Below are 21,099 nucleotides of genomic sequence, written 5' to 3'. Positions count from 1 at the left end.
CTTTAGTTAACGCTCTCAGTAAGAATCGAAACTCGATCATTTGAAACAGATAAGAAGCCGCCACTCACAGTGAATTCCTGTGTTGTTCCATCGGTGCCCTTAATGCTGACAGCTCCATCGACTAGTACGCCAAACAAAGGTGAGTGACCTGGAAGAACTCCAAGGTCTCCTTCTGTGGTGCGAGCAGAGACAAATGTTGCCTCACCTGACCACACCTTCTGTGTTGGCGATACTAGTGCGACGTTAAGAGCCATTATTTTTCCCTTACTTAGTTCTTCGCAAGTTCAGCAGCTTTGCGCTCAACATCATCGAGGCCACCGCACATGAAGAATGCTTGTTCTGGAACATGGTCGTACTTTCCATCAGCAAGTGCTTCGAATGCAGAGATTGTCTCTGTGAGTGGAACGAATGAACCGTCAAGACCGGTAAAGACCTTTGCCACGAATGTGTTCTGTGACAAGAAGCGCTGGATGCGACGGGCGCGTCCTACGAGAACTCGGTCATCTTCGGAGAGTTCATCGATACCCAAGATAGCGATGATGTCCTGAAGATCCTTATAGCGCTGCAAGATCTGCTTAATGCGGTTAGCAACACGGAAGTGATGCTCACCGATATAGCGCGGATCAAGGATACGAGATGATGAATCGAGTGGATCCACAGCTGGGTAGATACCAAGCTCTGAAATCGGACGAGACAACACTGTTGTTGCATCTAAGTGCGCGAATGTTGTGTGTGGAGCTGGGTCAGTAATGTCATCTGCAGGAACATAAATTGCCTGCATCGATGTAATTGAGTGACCACGTGTTGAAGTGATTCGCTCCTGGAGCTGACCCATTTCATCGGCCAAAGTTGGCTGATAGCCCACTGCAGATGGCATACGTCCGAGAAGTGTTGATACTTCAGAACCTGCCTGCGTAAAGCGGAAGATGTTATCGATGAAGAGCAGAACATCCTGCTTCTGAACATCGCGGAAGTACTCAGCCATTGTAAGAGCAGAGAGTGCAACACGTAGACGCGTGCCAGGTGGCTCATCCATCTGACCGAAGACCAAGGCTGTCTTATTGATAACGCCCGTCTCAGTCATTTCTAGGAACAAGTCGTTACCTTCACGAGTACGCTCACCAACACCGGCGAATACTGATACACCACCGAAGTTTTCTGCTACGCGATAAATCATTTCCTGGATAAGAACTGTCTTACCCACACCGGCGCCACCGAAGAGACCGATCTTTCCACCCTTTACATACGGTGTGAGAAGGTCAATAACTTTGATACCAGTTTCAAACATCTCAGTCTTTGACTCGAGCTGATCAAATGCTGGTGCGTTACGGTGGATTGACCAACGCTCCTTGATATCAAGTGATGACGTTGGAACGTCAAGTGATTCACCGAGAGTGTTGAAAACGTGGCCCTTTGTGACATCGCCAACTGGGACAGAGATTGCAGAACCAGTGTCTGTTACTTCAGCACCGCGCACCATTCCATCCGTTGGTTGCATTGAGATAGCGCGCACGAGGTTATCTCCAATGTGCTGCGCTACTTCGAGGGTCAAGGTACGAGTAGTGCCACTCATGGTGGTCTCTACGTGAAGCGCGTTGAAGATCGAAGGCATCGAATCTGCGGGGAATTCAATATCCACCACCGGTCCAATAACTCGGGCTACGCGGCCTTTACCTGTTGCTGACATTATTCGCTCCCTGCACTAGCTGAGGCCAACGCATCTGCGCCGCCGACGATTTCACTGATTTCTTGGGTAATTTCTGCTTGACGGGCAGCGTTCGCAAGTCGGGTAAGTGACTTGATGAGATCCTCAGCATTGTCAGTTGCTGATTTCATAGCGCGACGACGTGCAGCATGTTCAGAGGCTGCCGATTGCAACATCGCGTTAAAGATACGGGCTTGGATATAGCGCGGAAGAAGTGCGTTAAGAACTTCTCCGGCATTGGGTTCAAATTCATACATTGGAAGCAACCCTGTTGGAACCGCCTCTGATGACTCAACAACTTCCAACGGAATCATGCGCTTGGCAGTTGCTTCCTGGGTCAACATAGATCTGAACTGGGTGAAGATGATGTGAATTTCATCGACCCCAAGATTTGTCTCAGTCGAGTCTGCAAGAAAAGCATCAAGCAGCGCGTCCGCTACTTCACGTGCATTTTCATAGGTTGGGTTATCAGAAAATCCGGTCCACGTTCCAGCCATCTCGCGGTTACGGAACTTGTAGTAGTTCACAGCCTTGCGACCGACCAGGAAGTTAGAGACTTGCAGACCACGCTCACGAAGCAGGGCTGCCAGTTTTTCGCCTTCCTTAATTGCATTCGTTGAATATGCACCAGCCATTCCACGGTCGGCCGAGATGATCAAAATCGCTGCTCGTCGTGGATTTTCGTGTGCTGTCGTCAATGGGTGATTTGTGGAAGAAAATGAAGCAACTGCAGATACCGCACGTGTGAGTTCGTTTGCATACGGAGTCGATGCTGTTACACGTTGCTGCGCCTTAACGATACGAGAAGCAGAGATTAACTCCATTGCTTTCGTAATCTTTTTGGTCGCTTTAACGGAACGCATCCGTCTGCGATATATGCGAAGTTGAGCACCCATGAGTTACTTCTTCACCGCCGGTGGGACGTGCTTTGTGATTGCTTCTGCAGCTTCGCCCTCAAGCGCCTTTGCCGCAGCTTCATTCAGTGCTGGAGCTACTGATGACTTAAATTGCTTCTTGAAATCAGCAACTGCAGAGACCATCTTGGCGACAGTGTCATCTTCGAGCTGCTTAGTCTCAGAGATCACGGTAAAGATATCTTTACGTTCGCGGCCAATGAAGTCGAGTAGTTCGCCTTCAAAGCGACGGATATCAGCAACAGCAACATCATCTAGCGCACCGGAAGTTCCGGCCCAGATTGAAACAATCTGACGCTCGAGTGAATATGGTGAGTACTGACCCTGCTTAAGTAGTTCCACCATACGTGCACCGCGCTCAAGCTGAGCCTTTGATGCCGCATCAAGATCTGAACCGAAAGCAGCGAATGCTTCTAACTCACGGAACTGAGCGAGGTCAAGACGTAGACGACCAGCGATCTTCTTCATCGCCTTAGTCTGAGCTGAACCACCCACGCGAGAAACTGAGATACCTACGTTAATCGCTGGGCGTACACCTGCGTTAAAGAGATCTGTTTCAAGGAAGCACTGTCCGTCAGTAATCGAAATTACGTTTGTCGGAATAAACGCGGAAACGTCATTTCCCTTAGTTTCAATGATTGGCAGACCAGTCATTGAGCCGCCACCGAGTTCATCGGAAAGCTTTGCGCAACGTTCTAGCAAACGTGAGTGTAAGTAGAAAACATCGCCTGGGTAAGCTTCGCGGCCTGGTGGGCGACGAAGTAGAAGTGAGACTGAACGATAAGCCTCAGCTTGCTTTGAAAGATCATCAAAAACAATCAGAACGTGCTCACCTTTATACATCCAGTGCTGACCAATTGCAGAACCGGTATATGGCGCGAGGTACTTAAAGCCTGCTGGGTCTGATGCGGGAGATGCCACGATTGTTGTGTATTCCATCGCGCCAGCTTCTTCGAGTGCGCCCTTAACGGATGCAATCGTTGAACCCTTCTGACCGATAGCGACGTAGATGCATTTAACCTGCTTCTTCTTATCGCCAGTCAGCCAGTTTTCGCGCTGGTTAATAATTGTGTCGATGGCAACTGCAGTCTTTCCAGTCTGACGGTCACCAATGATGAGCTGACGCTGTCCACGACCGATTGCTGTCATCGCATCGATTGCCTTAATACCTGTGGCCATTGGCTCCTTAACAGGTTGGCGCTGTACAACAGATGGTGCCTGAAGTTCTAGCGCACGACGGGCATCAGGAGTGATCTCACCTTTGCCATCGATTGGTCGACCGAGTGGGTCAACAACGCGACCGAGGAATCCATCACCGACAGGAACAGAGAGAACTTCACCTGTACGACGTACCGAGGTTCCTTCTTCAATGCCTGCGTAATCGCCCAAGATAACAACACCGATTTCGCGCACATCGAGGTTAAGTGCGAGTCCTAGTGTTCCGTTCTCGAACTGAAGTAGTTCGTTTGCCATTGTTGAAGGAAGACCTTCAACACGGGCGATTCCATCGCCTGCCTGGCTTACTGTTCCGACTTCGTCACGAGCCGCGGTGCCTGGATCGTATGACTTAACGAAGTTCGCTAAGGCATCCCGAATTTCATTCGGTTGGATCTTGAGCTCTGCCATGAGTTTCCCCTTTATTCCTATTTATTTCCAGCAAGTGCACGTCCTGCACTTGCAAGTCGATGTGAAACGCTTCCATCTACAAGTTCATCTGCAAACTTCACTGAGACTCCACCAAGAATTGATGGCTCCACCTCAATGTTGACGCGGATTGGTTGCCCAACCTGCTTTTCAATCGCCGTTGCCAGGCGTGATTTCTGTGCTTCTGTTATCTGTGTTGCTACCCGAATCACTGCAATCAAACGATTGCGACGATTTGCCAGGCCAAAGAGATAGTCAGCAAATGCTGCTTCAATACTGCGACCGCGAAGACTTGATACCAGCGCAACTGCTAACTTCACAGTTGATGCTGATGCTTTCTTGCCAAGTATTTCAGTGACAAGAGCTGACTTTGCTTGCACTGTTCCGGCACCTACTAGCGCCTTGCGCAGTTCGAAGTTATCGACCACGAGTTCAGATGTCTCAAAGAGCTCATCTTCTACGCGATCGAGTTCATTGCTTACATTTGCAGCTGATGCTTCTGCTTCAATCGCCAGCTGCTCAAGTACATGCACTAGGTCTCCTGCAGCTGACCAACGAAGTGTTGATACATCTGTGAGTATTTCTAGCGCTGGCGCTGAGAGTGATTTTGCAAAGAGATCTTTCACGAGTGCACCCTTTGAGGCGGCATCGCGAGCAGGGTCTGCAAAGGCACGGCGAATTGAAGTGTTTTTAGCCAGAACGTCGGCGGCAAAGAAAAGTTGAGAAGAGAGCTCAGATGAAGTGGCAGCACTTGCGCCTTTAACGGCAGCATCAAGTGCGGCGCGTGCAACCACGAGTGATTGACGGCTACTTCCTCCGAGGTGAATTCTCATTTTTCCTTACTTACTCTTCTCGAGGTCTTCGATAAAGCGATCCACGATCCGTGATTGACGGGCCTGGTCATCTAGCGCTTCCCCGACAATCTTTGATGCGAGCTCGACTGCAAGTGCGCCCACTTCATTACGAAGTGATGTCACTGCTTGCTGACGTTCTGCCTCAATAGATGCATGTGCTGCTGCTGTGATGCGAGCCGCTTCCTCTTGCGCCTTTGTGCGAAGCTCTTCGATAATCGCTGCGCCTTGAACGCGCGCCTCTTCCCGAAGTCGTGATGCTTCACCTTGCGCAGATGAAAGTTGTTCGTTGTATTGAACGAGAGCGCGCTGTGCTTCTTCCTGCGCTTTTTCGGCTCGCTCTAAACCGCCTTGAATTGCTTCGGTGCGGTCAGTAAATGCCTTTTCAAACTTTGGCACTACCGCCTTGCGAAGCACTAGGAATAGCAGGGTGAAGGCAATTGCACCAACGATTAATTCAGCGGTGTGCGGAATTAATGGGTTGAGTGGTTCTCCCCCGGCAAGCAAATTAATTGAGCGCATTAGTCTTCCTAATCCTTCTTAGTTATTAGAGAACGAATGCGAGTACGAGACCGAAGAGTGCGAGTGCTTCAGCAAGTGCGAATCCGAGGAACGCGATTGGCTGGAGAACGCTACGTGCTTCTGGCTGACGAGCTACGCCGTTGATATAAGCAGCGAAGATCATTCCTGTTGCAATTGCTGGACCAATTGCTGATAGGCCAAAACCGACCAGGTTGAGTGTGCCTGTCATTTTTTCTTACCTTTCGTTTGGTTATTCATTAGGTGGTGCGTTTAGTGCTCGTCGGCAAGGGCGCCGGCGATGTAGAGAGCTGTAAGCAGGGTGAAGATATATGCCTGAAGGCATTGCACCATAAATTCGAAGAATGTAAGGGCAATACCGAATGCAAATGAGAATGGGCTAAACAACTTCATGATCAGATGTGAATCATGCAACATGTAGTCACCACCCATAATGAATACGAGCAAGAGCAAGTGGCCCGCGAACATATTTGCAAAGAGACGAAGTGAGAGCGTCAATGGACGCACGAGGAAGAATGTGGCAATTTCAATTGGTGTCAGCAAGATGTAAACCGGCTTAGGAACACCTGGCATAAAGGCAATCTCTTTCAGGTATGCGCCCAGACCCTTTTTGCGAATTCCAACGTAGTGAAAGACTCCGAATGAGAAGATTGCAAGCACGTATGGGAAGGCAACGTGAGACATTGCTGGGAATTGCAAGAATGGAACGATTCCAAAGATGTTGTTGGTGAGTACAAAGGTAAAGAGGGTGAATAGGTATGGCACAAAGCGCATGAATTCATGGCCGATAACATCGCGAGCAAGATCATTACGGACAAAGGCGTAGATGCTTTCACCAGCAAATTGCAGCTTCGAAGGAACTACTGCCGCTTTGCGGGCAGAGAGAATGAAGAAAACTGAAACGAGAATTACGGAGAGAAAAACAAGTAGAACGGGCTTAGTCAGCCAAGGAATTGATTCAGTAAGTGGAGGAAGGTTGAAGTCGTTAGTGCTTGGTGGGACGAATCCATCACCAGCTGCGTATAAGTTAACAAACGCGCGCACACACACTCCTTGAAACTCTAAAAGGGTTGTAACCATTCGCTGGGGAAGCGGTAAAGCAGGCTTACCTTATGGGCAAAACCGGCTCCCTGTGAAATCCAAAGCCTGGGGATTTATATGCTTCGGCTCACTTACTCGCGGCCGAATCGCAGCCAGATGAGGTAAAGCGCCCCTCCGGCTCCCACCAAAAGACCCACAAGGGTCAGGTAAGTGGTCTCAAGAAAATGGTCTGCCGCCCAGCCAGCTCCCCCCCAGAAAAGAAGCCCTGATATGAGATAGCCGAAGATTGACCAGAGAGCGTTCTCGTCTCGGCGGTTAGCTGGTTCGTTGGTCATGGGGTAATGGTAGATGAGTTTTCAACTTCAAATAACTGGCGATTTCTCCGCCTAGCCAGGCGAAGGTCAGGGCGATAGCAGTGACGCCAAAGCTGGTTCGGTCGATACTGGAACGATCAGTGTAGGTAGTCAGCGCCCATAAAAAAGCTCCGAGAAGTAAGAACTTGGCAAAGTAGGAGAACATCGCCAGTGCCATGGTGCTCATGGGATCAAGATTGCGTGAAATTTTGGAAACGAAGATATGCACTAAGAAATAAATCAGCACGACTGCTTGCGCAAGGAGTGCTCCGTAAAATCCGGAAAGTCCTTGAATAATAGTGAAGACCACAATTGCAATCAGACCAACAAGCAACGTTGGAACGAGGGCGCCTCGCAGTAGCTGCGCTTCATTACTTTTTTGCTTGCTCATATTTACGCCCTCCGCTTCTTGTGAAGTAAATCGCAAATGCCAGCATGAGGCCAGCAACGAGTGCTGAGACCCAGAGCGGTTCAAATGCTGAAACCACAACAGGAAGTGCAATAGTCGCGGTCCACACATACATAATCAGCGCAGTGCGCAAATGTGAATTTCCAGCACGCAATAATCGGTGATGAATATGCTCTTTATCTGAACTAAATGGAGATTGACCTGCACGTAATCTGCGGATGATGGCCGAAAATAGGTCAATAAGTGGAATAGCAAGGACTGCAAAGGGAAGAGCGAGTGGAAGCAGTGTGGGCCCTAACTTCTCGGCAGAGATTGCATTGGGATCAATCTGTCCGGTTAATGTGATTGCAGAAGCGGCAAGTAATAAGCCAAGGAACATCGAGCCGGAATCGCCCATAAAAATCTTGGCTGGATGAGCATTATGTGGCAGAAATCCAATACAGACACCAATAATCACTGCGGTAATCAGAGATGGTGCACCTGCGCGATTAAAGCCATAGACAACGGCGAGCAGGTAGGCGAAGGCAAAGAAAGCGGCCCCTGAAATTGCCACGATGCCAGCTGCCAAACCATCTAGCCCATCAATAAAGTTGACTGCATTAATTGTTACCAGGACTATCAAGACAGTCACTAATTGACCAATGCTGGGTGGCAAAGTGATAACGCCATTAATTGGTAACCACAAAACTTGAATACCGAAGAGGAGCAATATTCCTGCAGCAAGTGCTTGGCCTGCTAATTTGGTGAGGGCATCGAGTTCAAAGCGATCATCAACTAATCCAATTGCAACCAATAGCGTGGCGGCCAGGAATATTCCAACTGTTTCACGACCGAAAGATTTTCCAACAAGTGATAAATGATTGACTATGGCAAAGGTGAGCGCCATGGCTATCCACATCGCAAGGCCGCCCCAACGTGGAGTTGGAGTTGTGTGAATATCGCGAGTACGAATATGAGCAACGGCGCCGACCTTAATTGCCAAGGTGCGCACAAATGGAGTGATTACATAGCACAGCGCTGCCGCTAAGAGCAGGGTTACTAAGTACTCACGCATTGCAGTGGGTTACTTACGCCTCGTAGATAGGAAAGCGTGCGGTAAGAGCGTGGACTTCAGATTTAATCGCAGCATGTGCCGATGCATCATCTGTCTTAATGGCGCGAGCAATCAGAGATGCGATTGTCTTCATCTCCCCTGTTCCCATTCCCTGCGTTGTAGTTGCTGGTGTTCCCACGCGAATACCTGATGTGACTGATGGTGCTTCTGGATCATAAGGAATTGAGTTCTTATTAAGAACTATGCCGGCTGCGCCACAACGCTCGTCAGCTACTTTTCCATTAACCCCGGTTGAGCGAATGTCAATGAGCGCCAAGTGGGTCTGGGTTCCACCAGAAACTGCGCGCATGCCTTCTGCTTCAAGGGCTTTGGCCAATGACTGGGCGTTGACGATGACATCTTTTGCATACTTTTGATAGGCCGGAGTTGCACACTCTGCAAGTGCGATCGCTTTGCCTGCAACTGCCGACATGATTGGTCCACCCTGCATGCCAGGAAAGACTGCCTTATCAATTGCTGCTGCGTGCTCTGCCTTGGATAAAATCATTCCACCACGTGGGCCGCGCAGTACTTTGTGAGTAGTAAATGAAACTACATCTGCATATGGCACAGGTGAAGGAATCGCTTTACCGGCAACGAGTCCAATGAAGTGAGCAGCATCTACCCACATGATCGCACCGACTTCATCGCAGATTGCGCGTACTTTCTCAAAGTCAATCAACGATGGGTAAGCCGTTGCACCTGAACAAATCATCTTCGGCTTATTGGCAATAGCTAAGTCGCGCAGCTCGTCGTAATCAATAAGTTCATTGTCTTGGCGCACACCGTAAGAAACGATGTTGAACCATTTACCGGAAAAGTTAACTTTGGATCCGTGGGTCAGGTGACCACCATGTGGAAGTGACATCGCAAGGACGGTATCTCCTGGCTTAGTAAATGCTTGATAGACCGCGATATTTGCACTCGCACCTGAATGGGGTTGCACATTTGCATGCTCTGCACCAAAGAGAGACTGTGCGCGCTCGATCGCAATATTCTCGGCCTTATCAACTTCTTCACACCCACCGTAGTAACGCTTGCCCGGATAACCTTCCGCATATTTATTCGATAGCGTTGAACCGAGGGCTGCGAGTACCGCGCGTGATGTGAAGTTCTCGGAGGCAATCAGTTGCAGATTGGTCTGTTGACGCTTGAGTTCCGAGAGCAACACCGCAGCAATATCAGGGTCTTGCTTGGAAAGAAGTGTGAAATCTGGGCCATAGAAGGTTTCGGACATGGGTGTCAGCCTAATAGTTCTTGGTAGGTAGTGACTATTCAGAAACGCTCGGGGCGATTTTTCTCACTTGGGCAGCCGAAATAGCGCCTTCGCGCAGGATGTGAAGTCCGCCATTTCTCTGTTCAATCACAGTTGTGGGCTGGCCTGATTTCAGCACCCCGTTATCAAATACGGTTGCAACATCCCAGCTCTTGATTGCACTGCGATCAACTGCGAGCATCGGTGCATCTCCTGCCGGTGAAGCACTAGCTGCGGCAAGTGGACCTGACTCTTTAAGCAGAGCGCGCAGGAAACGTGATTTTGGAACTCTGATGCTAATTAAATCAAGTGAGTTGTCATCACCAAGATCCCAATTAAGTCCTCGGTTAGGTGCCAGATTAAGTGAGAGTAAGCCCGGCCAGAATTCATCCATCAATTTCTGTGCATCGCCCGGCACATCTCGCGTAATGCCTTGCACCGTCTGGGCTGAATGACAGAGAACTTGGGCGGATATTCCTAGCTCATCACCACGCAAGACATGCATCGCACGCACTGCAAAATGAGAGAAGGCATCCGCTAGAAAAATGTAGCCATGCTCGGCTGGCACCACGATGACGTAACCATCGCGAATAGATTTAAGAGCCTTTGCCACATGGTTCTTTGCTTCACCTTTTTTAAGGTCGACCCGAGGAGCCATCGTTATCTCCTCACCGCGGTGGTAAAACGCGGACGTCCAGTTAAATCCTGATGCAGAAGAATATCTTGGAAATCAATATTTAGTACAGCAGCAATTTCATCACCCTGTGATTCATGATGTTCAATTGCAAGGAATCCTCCAGGCTTAAGCAACCGCGCGCTAGCTGCGATAAAAAGCCTTGGCGCTTTCATTCCATCTGCCCCACCAAAGAGGGCTATTGCAGGTTCGTGCTCGCGCACATCAGCTGGCAACTCTTGTCCGTCAGCAATATATGGCGGATTTGCGATGACCACATCGCATTTCACGCCATCGAGTGCAGTCGATACATCTGATTCAACTATGCGCACTTTTTCATCAATAAAAGAGATGTTCTCTTTCAGCCAGTAAATTGCTTCTGCACTCTTCTCTACTGCAATCACATGAGTATTGGGCGCTTCGGTAGCAATTGCTAGCGCAAGGGCGCCAGAACCCGCACCGAGATCAACAACGCTAACAGCGCCACTTAGCTTTTCAATATGGGTAAGAACTGATTCAACGAGTAACTCACTCTCAGGCCGTGGCACTAGAACGCCAGGACCGACTTTGATCTCTAGATGTCTAAAGTAAGCAACACCAGTGAGATATTGCAGAGGTTCGTTGGCACATCTGCGATCAAGTAGCTTCCAGAAAGTCTCTTCCACAATTGAAATATCTCCAATTGCAGTCAGTGCATTTTCAACTGTGAGTGGGTTATGTAGATCCATGCGAGTTAAGCCAAGTGTGTGTGCAAGGAGATGTTCTGCTTCGACCTCAGCAAAGCCTGCAGCTGATAACTGCTCCTTACCGCTTCGTAAGAATTCTTTGAAGGTAAGTTCCATTGTTTTCGCCAGGCTTTATCGTTAGTTAGTAGCGGAGAGCTTTGCTGCTCTGTCAGCATCGAGGAGTGCTTGCACAACCTCATCTAGCTCACCGTTAAGGACAGCATCTAAGTTATTTGCTTTGTAATTCACGCGGTGATCACTCAGGCGGTTCTCTGGGTAGTTATATGTGCGAATTCGCTCAGAACGATCAACTGTGCGCACCTGGCTTTTGCGCTCGGCCATTGCAGCAGCTTCAGCCTTCTCTTGCGCATCGGCCAAAAGGCGAGCACGCAAGATGCGAAGGGCTGATTCTTTATTCTGTAGTTGAGATTTCTCGTTCTGACACGAAACGACAATGCCAGTGGGAACGTGAGTAAGTCGCACCGCAGAGTCAGTGGTGTTTACCGACTGTCCTCCGGGACCGGATGAGCGATAGACATCTACGCGCACATCATTCATATTCAGCTCAACATCAACTTCTTCTGCTTCCGGCAAGACAAGTACGCCGGCAGCTGAGGTGTGGATACGTCCTTGGCTCTCAGTCTCTGGCACCCGTTGCACGCGATGTACTCCGCCTTCAAATTTAAGTCGTGCATACGGTGTTGTTCCAGGCTCTGGCGTTCCTTTTGATTTCACCGCCATCGAAATATCTTTATAGCCACCGAGTTCTGATTCATTCATATCTAGAATTTCAATTTTCCAACCACGCTTTTCGGCATAGCGCTGATACATACGTACTAAATCGCCAGCAAAGAGCGCCGATTCATCTCCGCCAGCGCCAGCTTTGACTTCAATAATGACATCGCGGTCATCGTTAGGATCGCGCGGCAATAACAACTCTTCTAACTTCTGCGCCGCCGCCTCAACAGTTTCCTGCATCGCCGGAATTTCAGAGGCGAAAGATGCATCATCTTCGGCCATCTCTTTTGCTGCCTCTAAATCATCTGCGGCAGATTTCCACGCATTAAATCCAGCAACGACTGGACCAAGTTGGGCATAGCGACGACCTAATTTACGGGCGTTACCTTGATCTTCATGGATGGATGGGTCGGCCATCTTTGTTTCAAGTTCTTGATATTCACGCACCATCTCATGTGCTGATGCAAAACGATCGTTAGCCATATGACCTCATCCTTTCTCGCTCGTAATTCTGAATAACTCTTTTTGTTTCTTTGGAGAAATAAAAAGACCGCGCCGCAACCTTTCGGCTGCGATGCGGTCTCTTTGGAAAGCTAGTTAGCTGCTTTTTTACCGAAACGCTCTTCGAACTTAGCGACGCGTCCACCGGTGTCAAGGATGCGCTGCTTACCTGTGTAGAACGGGTGGCAGACTGAGCAAACTTCAACGTAGATAGATCCACTTGCAACTGTTGAGCGGGTGACAAACTTTTCACCGCAACCACAGGTTACTTGGGTCTCTTTATATTCTGGGTGAATATCTTTCTTCATCTTCTTTTCCTTTTCTATGGCTGGGTCCGTGATTAACGGTGAACCAGTTCATCGCCATGGGGTGGCAATAGGGGTCAATCTTCTCTTAAAAGCAGTAATCCACAAAATCCACGCGGGAAAGTGAGCTTACTTACTGTCGTCCGGTCCTGATGTTGTCTTCTGAATCTGCATCAAGAATTCAACGTTGGACTTTGTGCCCTTCATCTTCTCGAGCAAGAGTTCAAGTGCTGCCTGTGGTTCAAGTGCGTGCAGAACACGACGTAGTTTCCAGACAATGTTGAGCTCTTCAGTTCCCATAAGGATTTCTTCCTTACGTGTACCTGATGCAACAACGTTAACTGCTGGGAAGATTCGCTTATCGGCCATTCTGCGATCAAGGATGAGTTCCATGTTTCCGGTTCCCTTGAACTCTTCGAAGATCACTTCATCCATACGAGATCCGGTATCAACTAGAGCTGTTGCAAGAATGGTCAGCGATCCACCATCTTCAATATTACGAGCTGCACCGAAGAACTTCTTTGGTGGATAGAGCGCTGCTGAATCAACACCACCGGAAAGAATTCGGCCAGATGCTGGAGCTGCGATGTTATAGGCGCGACCAAGACGTGTGATTGAGTCAAGAAGTACTACGACATCGTGACCCATTTCAACCAGACGCTTCGCACGCTCGATTGCAAGCTCGGCAATTGTTGTGTGGTCATCAGCTGGGCGGTCGAAAGTCGAAGCAATAACTTCACCCTTCACGCTGCGCTGCATATCGGTGACTTCTTCTGGGCGTTCATCAACGAGCACAACCATGAGGTGACACTCAGGGTTGTTTGTTGTAATCGCGTTAGCAATTGCCTGCAAGACCATGGTCTTACCCGCTTTAGGAGGCGAAACAATAAGTCCGCGCTGACCTTTTCCAATCGGAGCGATCAAGTCAATCACGCGAGTGGTAAGAATATTTGGCTCTGTCTCAAGGCGAAGACGCTCTTGTGGGTAGAGCGGAACAAGCTTGCCGAATTCAACTCGGTTGCGAGCTTCTTCATATGGTGCGCCATTGATTGTTTCAAGAGTGATGAGTGGGTTGTACTTTTGACGAGTTTCACCTTCGCGTGCTTGGCGAACCTGTCCGGTGACAACATCACCTTTACGAAGACCGTACTTACGTACTTGTCCCTGTGAAACATAAACATCATTTGGCCCTGGCAGGTATCCACCGGTACGAATAAATGAGTAGTTATCCATAATGTCGACGAGTCCGCCTACTGGAACCAAAACATCATCTTCACCAACTACTGGCTCACGCTCTTCCCGGTTTCCACGGTCGCGATTGCGGTCGCGTCCACGGTTACGGTCGCGTCCACGGTTACGGCCACCACGGTCTTCGCGCTCACCTGAATTACGGTCCTGAGGTGCGCTGTTATCTGATGAATCTTCATCGTCATCATCATCTGAGTTATTTGAATTATCGGAATTCTTATTCTCGCGGTTGCCCTTCTTTGCATTGCGAGCTTCCCGGCGTGCTTCGCGCTCAGCCTTAGCTGCCTCGCGGTTTGACGCCTGGAGATCTGCGATTGCTGTTACGAGTGCATCCTTTTTTAGCTTGGCAGCGTTATCAATACCGAGTTGAGACGCAACTTCCTTTAATTTAGGAAGGGTCATCGCTGAGAGCTCTGGGCTGCTGGAACGAATTGGTTCTGTTGTTGTCATGTATTTCTTTTCAGTTTGGGGCTTACCTACATAAGTGAAACCCAGGGTTAATTTCTTTAGCTTCTTGGATTTATCAATTCTTACTCTGCCCTTACTTACCGGGTCGAACTGATGGTAAAACTATAGCAGGCTGGCTCCACGAGGAGCAATTTCCAGAGATTTACCTTCAAATGCAGCGCCTCCAGCACGGCGCAGCTGTTCACTCTCTTCCTGGTCGCCAGCATGTAAAGCCATCACTGTCGGACCCGCACCAGAGATAAAGGCTGCAACTCCGGCAGCTCGTAACTTTGACATCAGTGCAAATGAGGCTGGCATGGCATCACTTCGATATGACTGATGCAAGAAATCCTCTGTTGCCGAGAACAATAGATCTGGACGAATAGTCAGCGCGTGCATGAGTAGCGCCGTGTTGGTGCTGTTGCGTTGGGCATCTGCAAATGGAATTGATGAAGGCAAGAGTGTGCGGGCTTTCTTAGTTGCAAGAGTTGTACTAGGGATGAATGCCATGGCACGAATACGAAGATCTACCGGAATCTGAATTGCGTGCGCTACTTCTTTTCCATTCACAACGTCTTTCCAGGCAACAGTTGCGCCACCATAGAGAGCGGCTGCCACATTATCCGGATGGCCTTCCATCTCGCTTGCAAGGTTAAGAAGTGCCTCATCGCTCATTTTATCTGTGCCAGTGAGCACGAGCGCTCTTGCTAAAACAAGCCCGCCGATAATTGCAGATGCTGAGGAACCAAGTCCGCGACCATGAGGAATGACATTGAGTGCACGAACTGCAACGCCTTTTGGTCTTCCACCTAAGAAATCAAAACCTTTATAGATTGCTTTCACAAGTAAGTTCTTATCTGTGCGCGGAACGTCGTCAGCGCCTTCGCCAGTGACATCAATATCAAGGCCTGGTTCATCAAGAACCTGCGCGACATAACGATCGTGCATAGCAAAGGCTAAGGCGATGGAATCAAATCCCGGACCCACGTTGGCAGAAGTTGCCGGAACCTGTACCTGAATCGGATTCGCTTTAAAAGTTGGTTTAGCCATGAGTTACTTCTTTACCAAGCCGAGCGCTTTTGCGGCAGCATCAGCGTTTACCGGAACTACTACAGGATCTGATGCGCCCTCAAGGGCCCACGGAATATCTTTAAGACCGTTACCTGTGCAGGTAATAACAATTGTTTTATCTTTCGGCAGCTTTCCTGCGTTCTTATACTTGATAAGTCCAGCAAGGCCAGCTGCCGAAGATGGCTCGCAGAAGATTCCTTCGCGCGCTGCTAGCAAGTGATAGGCAGCGAGAATTTCTTCATCTGTGACCGAATCAATAAGCCCACCTGATTCATCGCGGGCAGCGATTGCTTGATCCCATGACGCAGGGTTACCAATTCTGATTGCAGTGGCAATTGTCTCTGGCTTTGCTACCGGAGTTCCGGTCACAAGAGGCGCCGCCCCTGCTGCTTGAAATCCCCACATCTGTGGCAATCTCGATGAAATCTTGTCGTTGCGATATTCGTTATAGCCCTTCCAATATGCAGTGATATTTCCGGCATTACCGACTGGCATTGTGTGAATATCTGGCGCATCACCCAACATATCGACTACTTCAAAAGCGGCTGTCTTTTGTCCTTCGATGCGATAGGGATTAACGGAGTTCACTAGCGATACTGGATAGTGCTCGGAAAGATCGCGCGCTAAAACCAAGCAATCATCAAAGTTTCCATCGACTTGTAACAACTTTGCACCATGCACAACAGCTTGTGCCAGTTTTCCGAGTGCAATCTTGCCTTCGGGAATTAGAACTGCCGGAACCATGCCAGCTTTGACGGCGTAGGCAGCGGCTGCGGCAGATGTATTTCCAGTTGATGCACAAATAACAGCTTTAGCTCCCTCTTCGGCAGCCTTCGATATCGCCATTGTCATTCCGCGATCTTTAAATGAACCGGTTGGATTAATGCCTTCAAACTTTACCCAGACGTTATTGCCGAGCATTTCCGAGAGCACGCAGGCATAGATAAGTGGTGTTCCACCCTCGCGCAAAGTAAAAATTGGAGTCTTAGCAGTGACTGGCAGGCGATGGCGATATTCCTCAATCACTCCGCGCCACTGGTGGGCGCCAGATTTCTTAGCGAAGATTCCCATTAGGAGATCGCTCCCTCTACCCGAATCACACTTGAAATCTTTGTCACCATTGGCATCTTCTTTAAGGCTTCAACAGTTGCTTTGAGTTCACCTTCTGTTGCTCTATGAGTAACGACAATGAGTTCAGCATCATCGTTGCGGCCATTTTGATCGACAGTTTGAATCGATACCCCTTGGTCGGCAAAGACCTTTGCGATTGCAGCTAGAACACCTGGTTTATCGGCAACTTCTAGGCGAATGAGGAACTTTGTCTTAGTTGTTTCAATCGGAGCTATATTGCGATCTGCATAATCAGTTTCGCGTTGCCCAATTGAATTCAGGGCAATATGGCGCGACACAGCAACGATATCTCCCAAGATTGCTGATGCTGTTGGTTGTCCACCTGCACCGCGGCCATAGAACATGAGAGGTCCAGCAGATTCTGCCTCGATAAAGACTGCGTTAAAGGCATCGCGCACTGATGCAAGCGGGTGACTCTTATCAATCATGACAGGGTGAACACGCACGGAGATTTCATCTGCCGGTGTGAGCTCTGCAATGGCAAGTAACTTAATAACGTGATTCATTGATTTTGCAATCGAGACATCTTCCAGAGTGATATGTGAGATGCCCTCGCGATAAACATCATCGACAGTGACGCGAGTGTGGAAGGCAAGTCCAGATAAAATTGCCGCCTTTGCAGCCGCATCGAATCCCTCAATATCTGCTGTGGGATCTGCTTCGGCATAACCAAGTGCCTGTGCCTCTTTTAGGGCATCAGCAAATTCGCGATTATCTTCATGCATCTTTGTAAGAATGTAATTTGTTGTGCCGTTAACAATTCCCATCAGGCGGGTAACAAAGTCACCGGCTAAAGAATCGCGGAGTGGTCGAATAATTGGAATCGCACCAGCCACCGATGCCTCGTAGTAGATGTCTTCACCTTTCGCATAAGCGGCAGTAAAGAGGTCTGCGCCATGGCTGGCAAGAAGTGCTTTATTGGCTGTCACAATTGATTTGCGATTATTGATTGCCAACATGGCAAGTTCACGGGCAGGCTCAATGCCACCCATGACTTCAACTATGAGATCAATTTCAGGATCGTTAACAATAGAAAATGGATCGGTTGTAAAGAGCGCTGGATCTAAACCTGGATAAGGCTTAAGTGTGCGCACCGCGATACGAGTAAGTTCAATCTTTACCCCAGCACGAGTTGAGAGTTCGGCAGTATCTTCCAGGAGAAGACGCGCTACTTGGCTGCCCACAACACCGCAGCCGAGCATGCCGACGCGAACGGGTTTATCTGCTGGGCTCATCTGCCTATTCTTTCACATCGAGAGCAAGCAGATCTGCCTCATTTTCTCGACGAACAATTACGCGTGCTTTTCCATCTTTTACAGCAACAACTGGTGGTCTAGGCACATGATTGTAATTACTCGCCATGCTGCGCCCATATGCACCTGTTGCCGGGGTAGCAATGAGATCTCCTGGGGCAATATCTGAAGGAAGTTGGATATTGGCAATAATGATGTCGCCAGTTTCGCAATGCTTTCCAACAAGCCTTGATAAGACATGTGGCGCAGCTGATGCACGTTGGGCAATAACAGCGGTGTATTCGGCATCGTAAAGTGCGGTACGTGCATTTTCACTCATGCCACCATCGACTGAAACATATTTACGCACTGTGCCACCCTCTAGTTCAACATCTTTGACAGTGCCAACTTCATAGAGTGTAAACATTGTTGGGCCCACAATATTTCGACCCGGTTCCAGCGAGATCACGGGAATATCAAGTGAATACTTGGCACATGCCGCTCGCACCGCAGCACCAATCGCGGGCAATACATCTGATGGTTCAACCGTTACTTCACCATCTATATAAGCGATTCCGAATCCGCCGCCTAAATCAAGTTCGGGAAGTTGTGCGCCATATGAGTCGCGATACTTACCCATGAAGGCAAGAAGTCGGTCGGTTGCTATCTCGTGCGCCTCTACTCCAAATATCTGTGAACCGATATGGCAATGCACACCACGCAGCTCTAGCTCTGGATGTTCTGCGACAGCTTGCACTGCCTGCCATGCCGCCCCTGATGCAATCGAGAAACCAAACTTCACATCTTCATGAGCGGTAGAAATCTTTTCGTGAGTGTGGGCTTCGATGCCAGGTGTGAGCCGAAGCATGACCCCTTGGCGCACGCCGTGCTTGCGAGCAGCCGCTGCCACGCGCTCAATTTCAAAGAGTGAATCCATCACAATTGTCTTAACTCCAATAGAAACTGCGCGGTCGATTTCCGCAACAGATTTATTGTTGCCATGTACTTCAATCTTTGCTGGATTGATTCCGCCAGCGAGGGCAACTGCGAGTTCCCCGCCAGTGCAGACATCGATACCAATTCCGATTTCACTGATCCATTGCGCAACAGCAGTACAGATAAATGACTTTGCTGCGTAGTAGATAGTTCCGGCCTGTGGCCCAAATTCACTTTGCAGGCCGTTATGCCAGGCAAGTGCGCGGGCACGATACGCACCTTCATCGAGGAAGAATGTTGGTGTGCCGAATTCTTTTGCTAATTGCGCCGCTGAAATTCCAGCAAGAGACAGTGTTCCACCAGATAAGGATGCGTTCTGCGACCACATGTGTGTACTCATTACTTACATCCTTTCCGGTGCTGATACACCTAGGAGATCAAGACCATTTGCAAGTACCTGCATTGTCGCAGCACAGAGCGCTGCTCGCGCAGAATGAATAGGTGCGATTGCTTCATCGCCCAGCGGAAGCACGCGGCAATCGGCATAGAAGCCGTGATAAACGCCGGCTAACTCTTCGAGATAACGCGCAACCCGATGTGGCTCACGGAATTCTGCAGCGCTAGCAACGATGCGTGGGAAATCTGAGAGGGCGCCAAGAAGCTCATTTTCGCGATCGTGTGTGAGTTGCGATGGATCAAAGGAAGCAAGGTCAGATTTAATGCCAAGTTCGGCAGTATTACGCAATACCGCAGCAATTCTTGCATGTGCGTACTGCACGTAATAAACAGGATTCTCATTAGTGTTTCGGCGCAGCACATCGATATCCATCACCATCGGCGTATCTACCGGATAACGAATGAGTGTGTATCTCGCCGCATCAACGCCCACTTTCTCCACAAGTTCTTCGAGCGTGATGATGGTGCCGGCGCGCTTAGAAAGCTTTACCTCTTGCCCACCTTCCATAATTTTTACCAGCTGACCAATAAGAACATCAATGTTGTATTCGGGGTTATCCCCTGCGCATGCAGCGGTGGCTTTCAAGCGTTGGATATATCCGTGATGGTCTGCGCCCAGCATATAAATACAGATATCAAATCCGCGTTCTCGCTTGTTGATGTAATAAGCAGTATCAGATGCAAAGTATGTGAGCTCACCATCTGCCTTAATAATGACGCGGTCTTTATCATCGCCGAAATCTGTCGTGCGAAGCCACACTGCGCCATCTACTTCAAAGACATGTCCTTGCGAGCGCAATTTATCAACGCCATGTTCAACGGCGCCAGATTCGTGTAATGAACGTTCTGAGAACCAGACATCAAATGAAGTGTGAAAAGTTTCTAAAACTTGCTGTTGTTGGGCTAACTGCACCTGATAAGCAGCTTCCCGAAACTCTTCTGATGAAGTTATGCCAGGATTGGCAGCAACGACTTCCTTCGCCAGATCTCCAATGTATTGCCCCTGATATCCATCGTCTGGAATCGGATTTCCTTGGGCTGCGGCTTGCACAGATTGGCCAAATAAATCCATCTGGCGTCCGCGGTCATTGATATAAAACTCGCGCGTGACATCTGCCCCGGCCGCACTTAATACTCGACCTAGTGCATCACCGACTGCTGCCCATCTGGTGTGACCGAGGTGCAGTGGCCCGGTTGGGTTAGCGCTAATAAACTCAAGGTTAATTCTCACTCCCTGCAGGACAGAGCCGCGGCCGTACTTGCTGCCAGCGCTAAGAATTGTGCGAACAAGTTCAGCCTGGCTTGCGCGGTCAAGAGTGATATTGATGAAGCCAGGTCCAGCGATATCAACTTTGACTACACCTGCAATCGATGTGATCGCTGCCTGCAAAATTGTGGCAATCTCACGCGGGTTCTTGCCGGCTGCCTTTGCTAACTGCAGCGCGATTGATGTGGCGTAATCGCCGTGATCACGATTCTTTGGGCGCTCCAGTGTGATGACAGCCGGAACCTCGCCGGAGATTTCTCCTCGGGCAAATGATGCGGCTATGACCGCCTGGATATCGAGGGCAAGTTGGTCGGCAAGTGAGGCTGCTGAAGTATTTTCATTGCGCGACATTGTGCAAGGTTACCGGTTGCACGCTTAGGCTCGTCGTTATTTGGTGACAAGGGCCAGTTGCCCGTAACCTTCTCCCATATCGCGATGAGAAATCTTTGCGATACGCGGGAGTGGTGAAATGGCAGACACGCAAGTCTTAGGAACTTGTGCTTCGGCGTGCGGGTTCAAGTCCCGCCTCCCGCACCAGATCTATCAGGAGTATCAGGATTAGCC

General features: G+C 49.3%; 22 protein-coding genes and 1 tRNA gene. 1 reads left to right on the top strand and 22 read right to left on the bottom strand.

The genetic code is table 11. The features are described 5' to 3' along the window. Window positions 1-2 precede the first annotated feature (2 nt). The 22 genes from A1sIIB76_RS01230 to argS all read right to left on the bottom strand — a co-directional run bounded on the left by A1sIIB76_RS01230 (window position 3) and on the right by argS (window position 20,886). Window positions 3-254 (bottom strand): F0F1 ATP synthase subunit epsilon, encoded by a 252-nt coding sequence (locus A1sIIB76_RS01230; RefSeq protein WP_095674437.1) that lies wholly within the window; start codon window positions 252-254, stop codon window positions 3-5. A gap of 14 nt (window positions 255-268) precedes the next feature. Then, on the bottom strand, window positions 269-1,687 hold the full coding sequence (atpD, locus tag A1sIIB76_RS01225) for a F0F1 ATP synthase subunit beta (RefSeq protein ID WP_095674436.1): 1,419 nt from the start codon (window positions 1,685-1,687) through the stop codon (window positions 269-271). Continuing rightward, window positions 1,687-2,601 (bottom strand): F0F1 ATP synthase subunit gamma, encoded by a 915-nt coding sequence (locus A1sIIB76_RS01220; RefSeq protein ID WP_095696764.1) that lies wholly within the window; start codon window positions 2,599-2,601, stop codon window positions 1,687-1,689. The genes atpD and A1sIIB76_RS01220 overlap by 1 nt, the downstream gene beginning before the upstream one ends. Before the next feature lie 3 nt (window positions 2,602-2,604). After that, window positions 2,605-4,245: a F0F1 ATP synthase subunit alpha gene (gene atpA / locus A1sIIB76_RS01215; protein WP_095696763.1), complete on the bottom strand. Its 1,641-nt coding sequence runs from the start codon at window positions 4,243-4,245 to the stop codon at window positions 2,605-2,607. 17 nt (window positions 4,246-4,262) lie between these two features. Then, complete coding sequence (locus A1sIIB76_RS01210; protein WP_095684380.1) at window positions 4,263-5,096, bottom strand: F0F1 ATP synthase subunit delta; 834 nt, start codon at window positions 5,094-5,096, stop codon at window positions 4,263-4,265. 6 nt (window positions 5,097-5,102) lie between these two features. Then, complete coding sequence (locus A1sIIB76_RS01205; RefSeq protein WP_095674432.1) at window positions 5,103-5,636, bottom strand: F0F1 ATP synthase subunit B; 534 nt, start codon at window positions 5,634-5,636, stop codon at window positions 5,103-5,105. 25 nt (window positions 5,637-5,661) lie between these two features. Beyond that, window positions 5,662-5,865, bottom strand: coding sequence for an ATP synthase F0 subunit C (gene atpE / locus A1sIIB76_RS01200; protein ID WP_017954667.1), 204 nt, complete (start codon window positions 5,863-5,865; stop codon window positions 5,662-5,664). A 41-nt stretch (window positions 5,866-5,906) separates the two neighbouring features. Then, window positions 5,907-6,734, bottom strand: a complete 828-nt coding sequence (atpB, locus tag A1sIIB76_RS01195) for a F0F1 ATP synthase subunit A (protein ID WP_095684379.1) — start codon at window positions 6,732-6,734, stop codon at window positions 5,907-5,909. 92 nt (window positions 6,735-6,826) lie between these two features. After that, on the bottom strand, window positions 6,827-7,030 hold the full coding sequence (locus A1sIIB76_RS01190; protein ID WP_095684378.1) for a hypothetical protein: 204 nt from the start codon (window positions 7,028-7,030) through the stop codon (window positions 6,827-6,829). Continuing rightward, window positions 7,011-7,439, bottom strand: a complete 429-nt coding sequence (locus tag A1sIIB76_RS01185) for a Cg1360 family ATP-synthase-associated protein (RefSeq protein ID WP_095696762.1) — start codon at window positions 7,437-7,439, stop codon at window positions 7,011-7,013. The genes A1sIIB76_RS01190 and A1sIIB76_RS01185 overlap by 20 nt, the downstream gene beginning before the upstream one ends. Beyond that, on the bottom strand, window positions 7,420-8,511 hold the full coding sequence (locus A1sIIB76_RS01180) for an MraY family glycosyltransferase (protein ID WP_095674428.1): 1,092 nt from the start codon (window positions 8,509-8,511) through the stop codon (window positions 7,420-7,422). Before A1sIIB76_RS01180 ends, A1sIIB76_RS01185 begins: the two co-directional genes overlap by 20 nt. Before the next feature lie 13 nt (window positions 8,512-8,524). Beyond that, a complete protein-coding gene (locus A1sIIB76_RS01175; protein WP_095696761.1) occupies window positions 8,525-9,787 on the bottom strand; it encodes a serine hydroxymethyltransferase in 1,263 nt (420 codons plus the stop codon). A 34-nt stretch (window positions 9,788-9,821) separates the two neighbouring features. After that, window positions 9,822-10,463: an L-threonylcarbamoyladenylate synthase gene (locus A1sIIB76_RS01170; RefSeq protein WP_095696760.1), complete on the bottom strand. Its 642-nt coding sequence runs from the start codon at window positions 10,461-10,463 to the stop codon at window positions 9,822-9,824. A gap of 2 nt (window positions 10,464-10,465) precedes the next feature. Continuing rightward, window positions 10,466-11,320 carry a peptide chain release factor N(5)-glutamine methyltransferase gene (prmC, locus tag A1sIIB76_RS01165; protein ID WP_095696759.1) on the bottom strand — a complete coding sequence of 285 codons (855 nt, stop codon included), beginning with the start codon at window positions 11,318-11,320 and terminating at the stop codon, window positions 10,466-10,468. A 21-nt stretch (window positions 11,321-11,341) separates the two neighbouring features. Beyond that, a complete protein-coding gene (gene prfA, locus A1sIIB76_RS01160) occupies window positions 11,342-12,424 on the bottom strand; it encodes a peptide chain release factor 1 (protein ID WP_095696758.1) in 1,083 nt (360 codons plus the stop codon). A 110-nt stretch (window positions 12,425-12,534) separates the two neighbouring features. Then, window positions 12,535-12,750 carry a 50S ribosomal protein L31 gene (gene rpmE / locus A1sIIB76_RS01155; RefSeq protein ID WP_095674423.1) on the bottom strand — a complete coding sequence of 72 codons (216 nt, stop codon included), beginning with the start codon at window positions 12,748-12,750 and terminating at the stop codon, window positions 12,535-12,537. Window positions 12,751-12,876: 126 nt separating this feature from the next. After that, window positions 12,877-14,445 carry a transcription termination factor Rho gene (gene rho, locus A1sIIB76_RS01150; RefSeq protein ID WP_095674422.1) on the bottom strand — a complete coding sequence of 523 codons (1,569 nt, stop codon included), beginning with the start codon at window positions 14,443-14,445 and terminating at the stop codon, window positions 12,877-12,879. 120 nt (window positions 14,446-14,565) lie between these two features. Beyond that, on the bottom strand, window positions 14,566-15,492 hold the full coding sequence (gene thrB / locus A1sIIB76_RS01145; RefSeq protein WP_095696757.1) for a homoserine kinase: 927 nt from the start codon (window positions 15,490-15,492) through the stop codon (window positions 14,566-14,568). Window positions 15,493-15,495: 3 nt separating this feature from the next. Beyond that, window positions 15,496-16,584 (bottom strand): threonine synthase, encoded by a 1,089-nt coding sequence (gene thrC / locus A1sIIB76_RS01140; RefSeq protein ID WP_095674420.1) that lies wholly within the window; start codon window positions 16,582-16,584, stop codon window positions 15,496-15,498. Next, window positions 16,584-17,879: a homoserine dehydrogenase gene (locus A1sIIB76_RS01135; protein ID WP_095674419.1), complete on the bottom strand. Its 1,296-nt coding sequence runs from the start codon at window positions 17,877-17,879 to the stop codon at window positions 16,584-16,586. Before A1sIIB76_RS01135 ends, thrC begins: the two co-directional genes overlap by 1 nt. Window positions 17,880-17,883: 4 nt before the next feature. Then, complete coding sequence (gene lysA, locus A1sIIB76_RS01130; RefSeq protein ID WP_223298358.1) at window positions 17,884-19,212, bottom strand: diaminopimelate decarboxylase; 1,329 nt, start codon at window positions 19,210-19,212, stop codon at window positions 17,884-17,886. Window positions 19,213-19,215: 3 nt separating this feature from the next. Continuing rightward, window positions 19,216-20,886, bottom strand: coding sequence for an arginine--tRNA ligase (argS, locus tag A1sIIB76_RS01125; protein ID WP_095696756.1), 1,671 nt, complete (start codon window positions 20,884-20,886; stop codon window positions 19,216-19,218). 104 nt (window positions 20,887-20,990) lie between these two features. On the opposite strand from argS, the gene A1sIIB76_RS01120 reads away from it, so the two are divergent. Further along, window positions 20,991-21,072, top strand: a tRNA-Leu gene (locus tag A1sIIB76_RS01120). Window positions 21,073-21,099: the final 27 nt, after the last annotated feature.

The organism is Candidatus Planktophila versatilis, from assembly GCF_002288265.1.
Taxonomy (GTDB): domain Bacteria; phylum Actinomycetota; class Actinomycetes; order Nanopelagicales; family Nanopelagicaceae; genus Planktophila; species Planktophila versatilis.
Note: the sequence above shows the minus strand (reverse complement) of the source record. Positions and strands in the feature narration are given on the sequence as shown.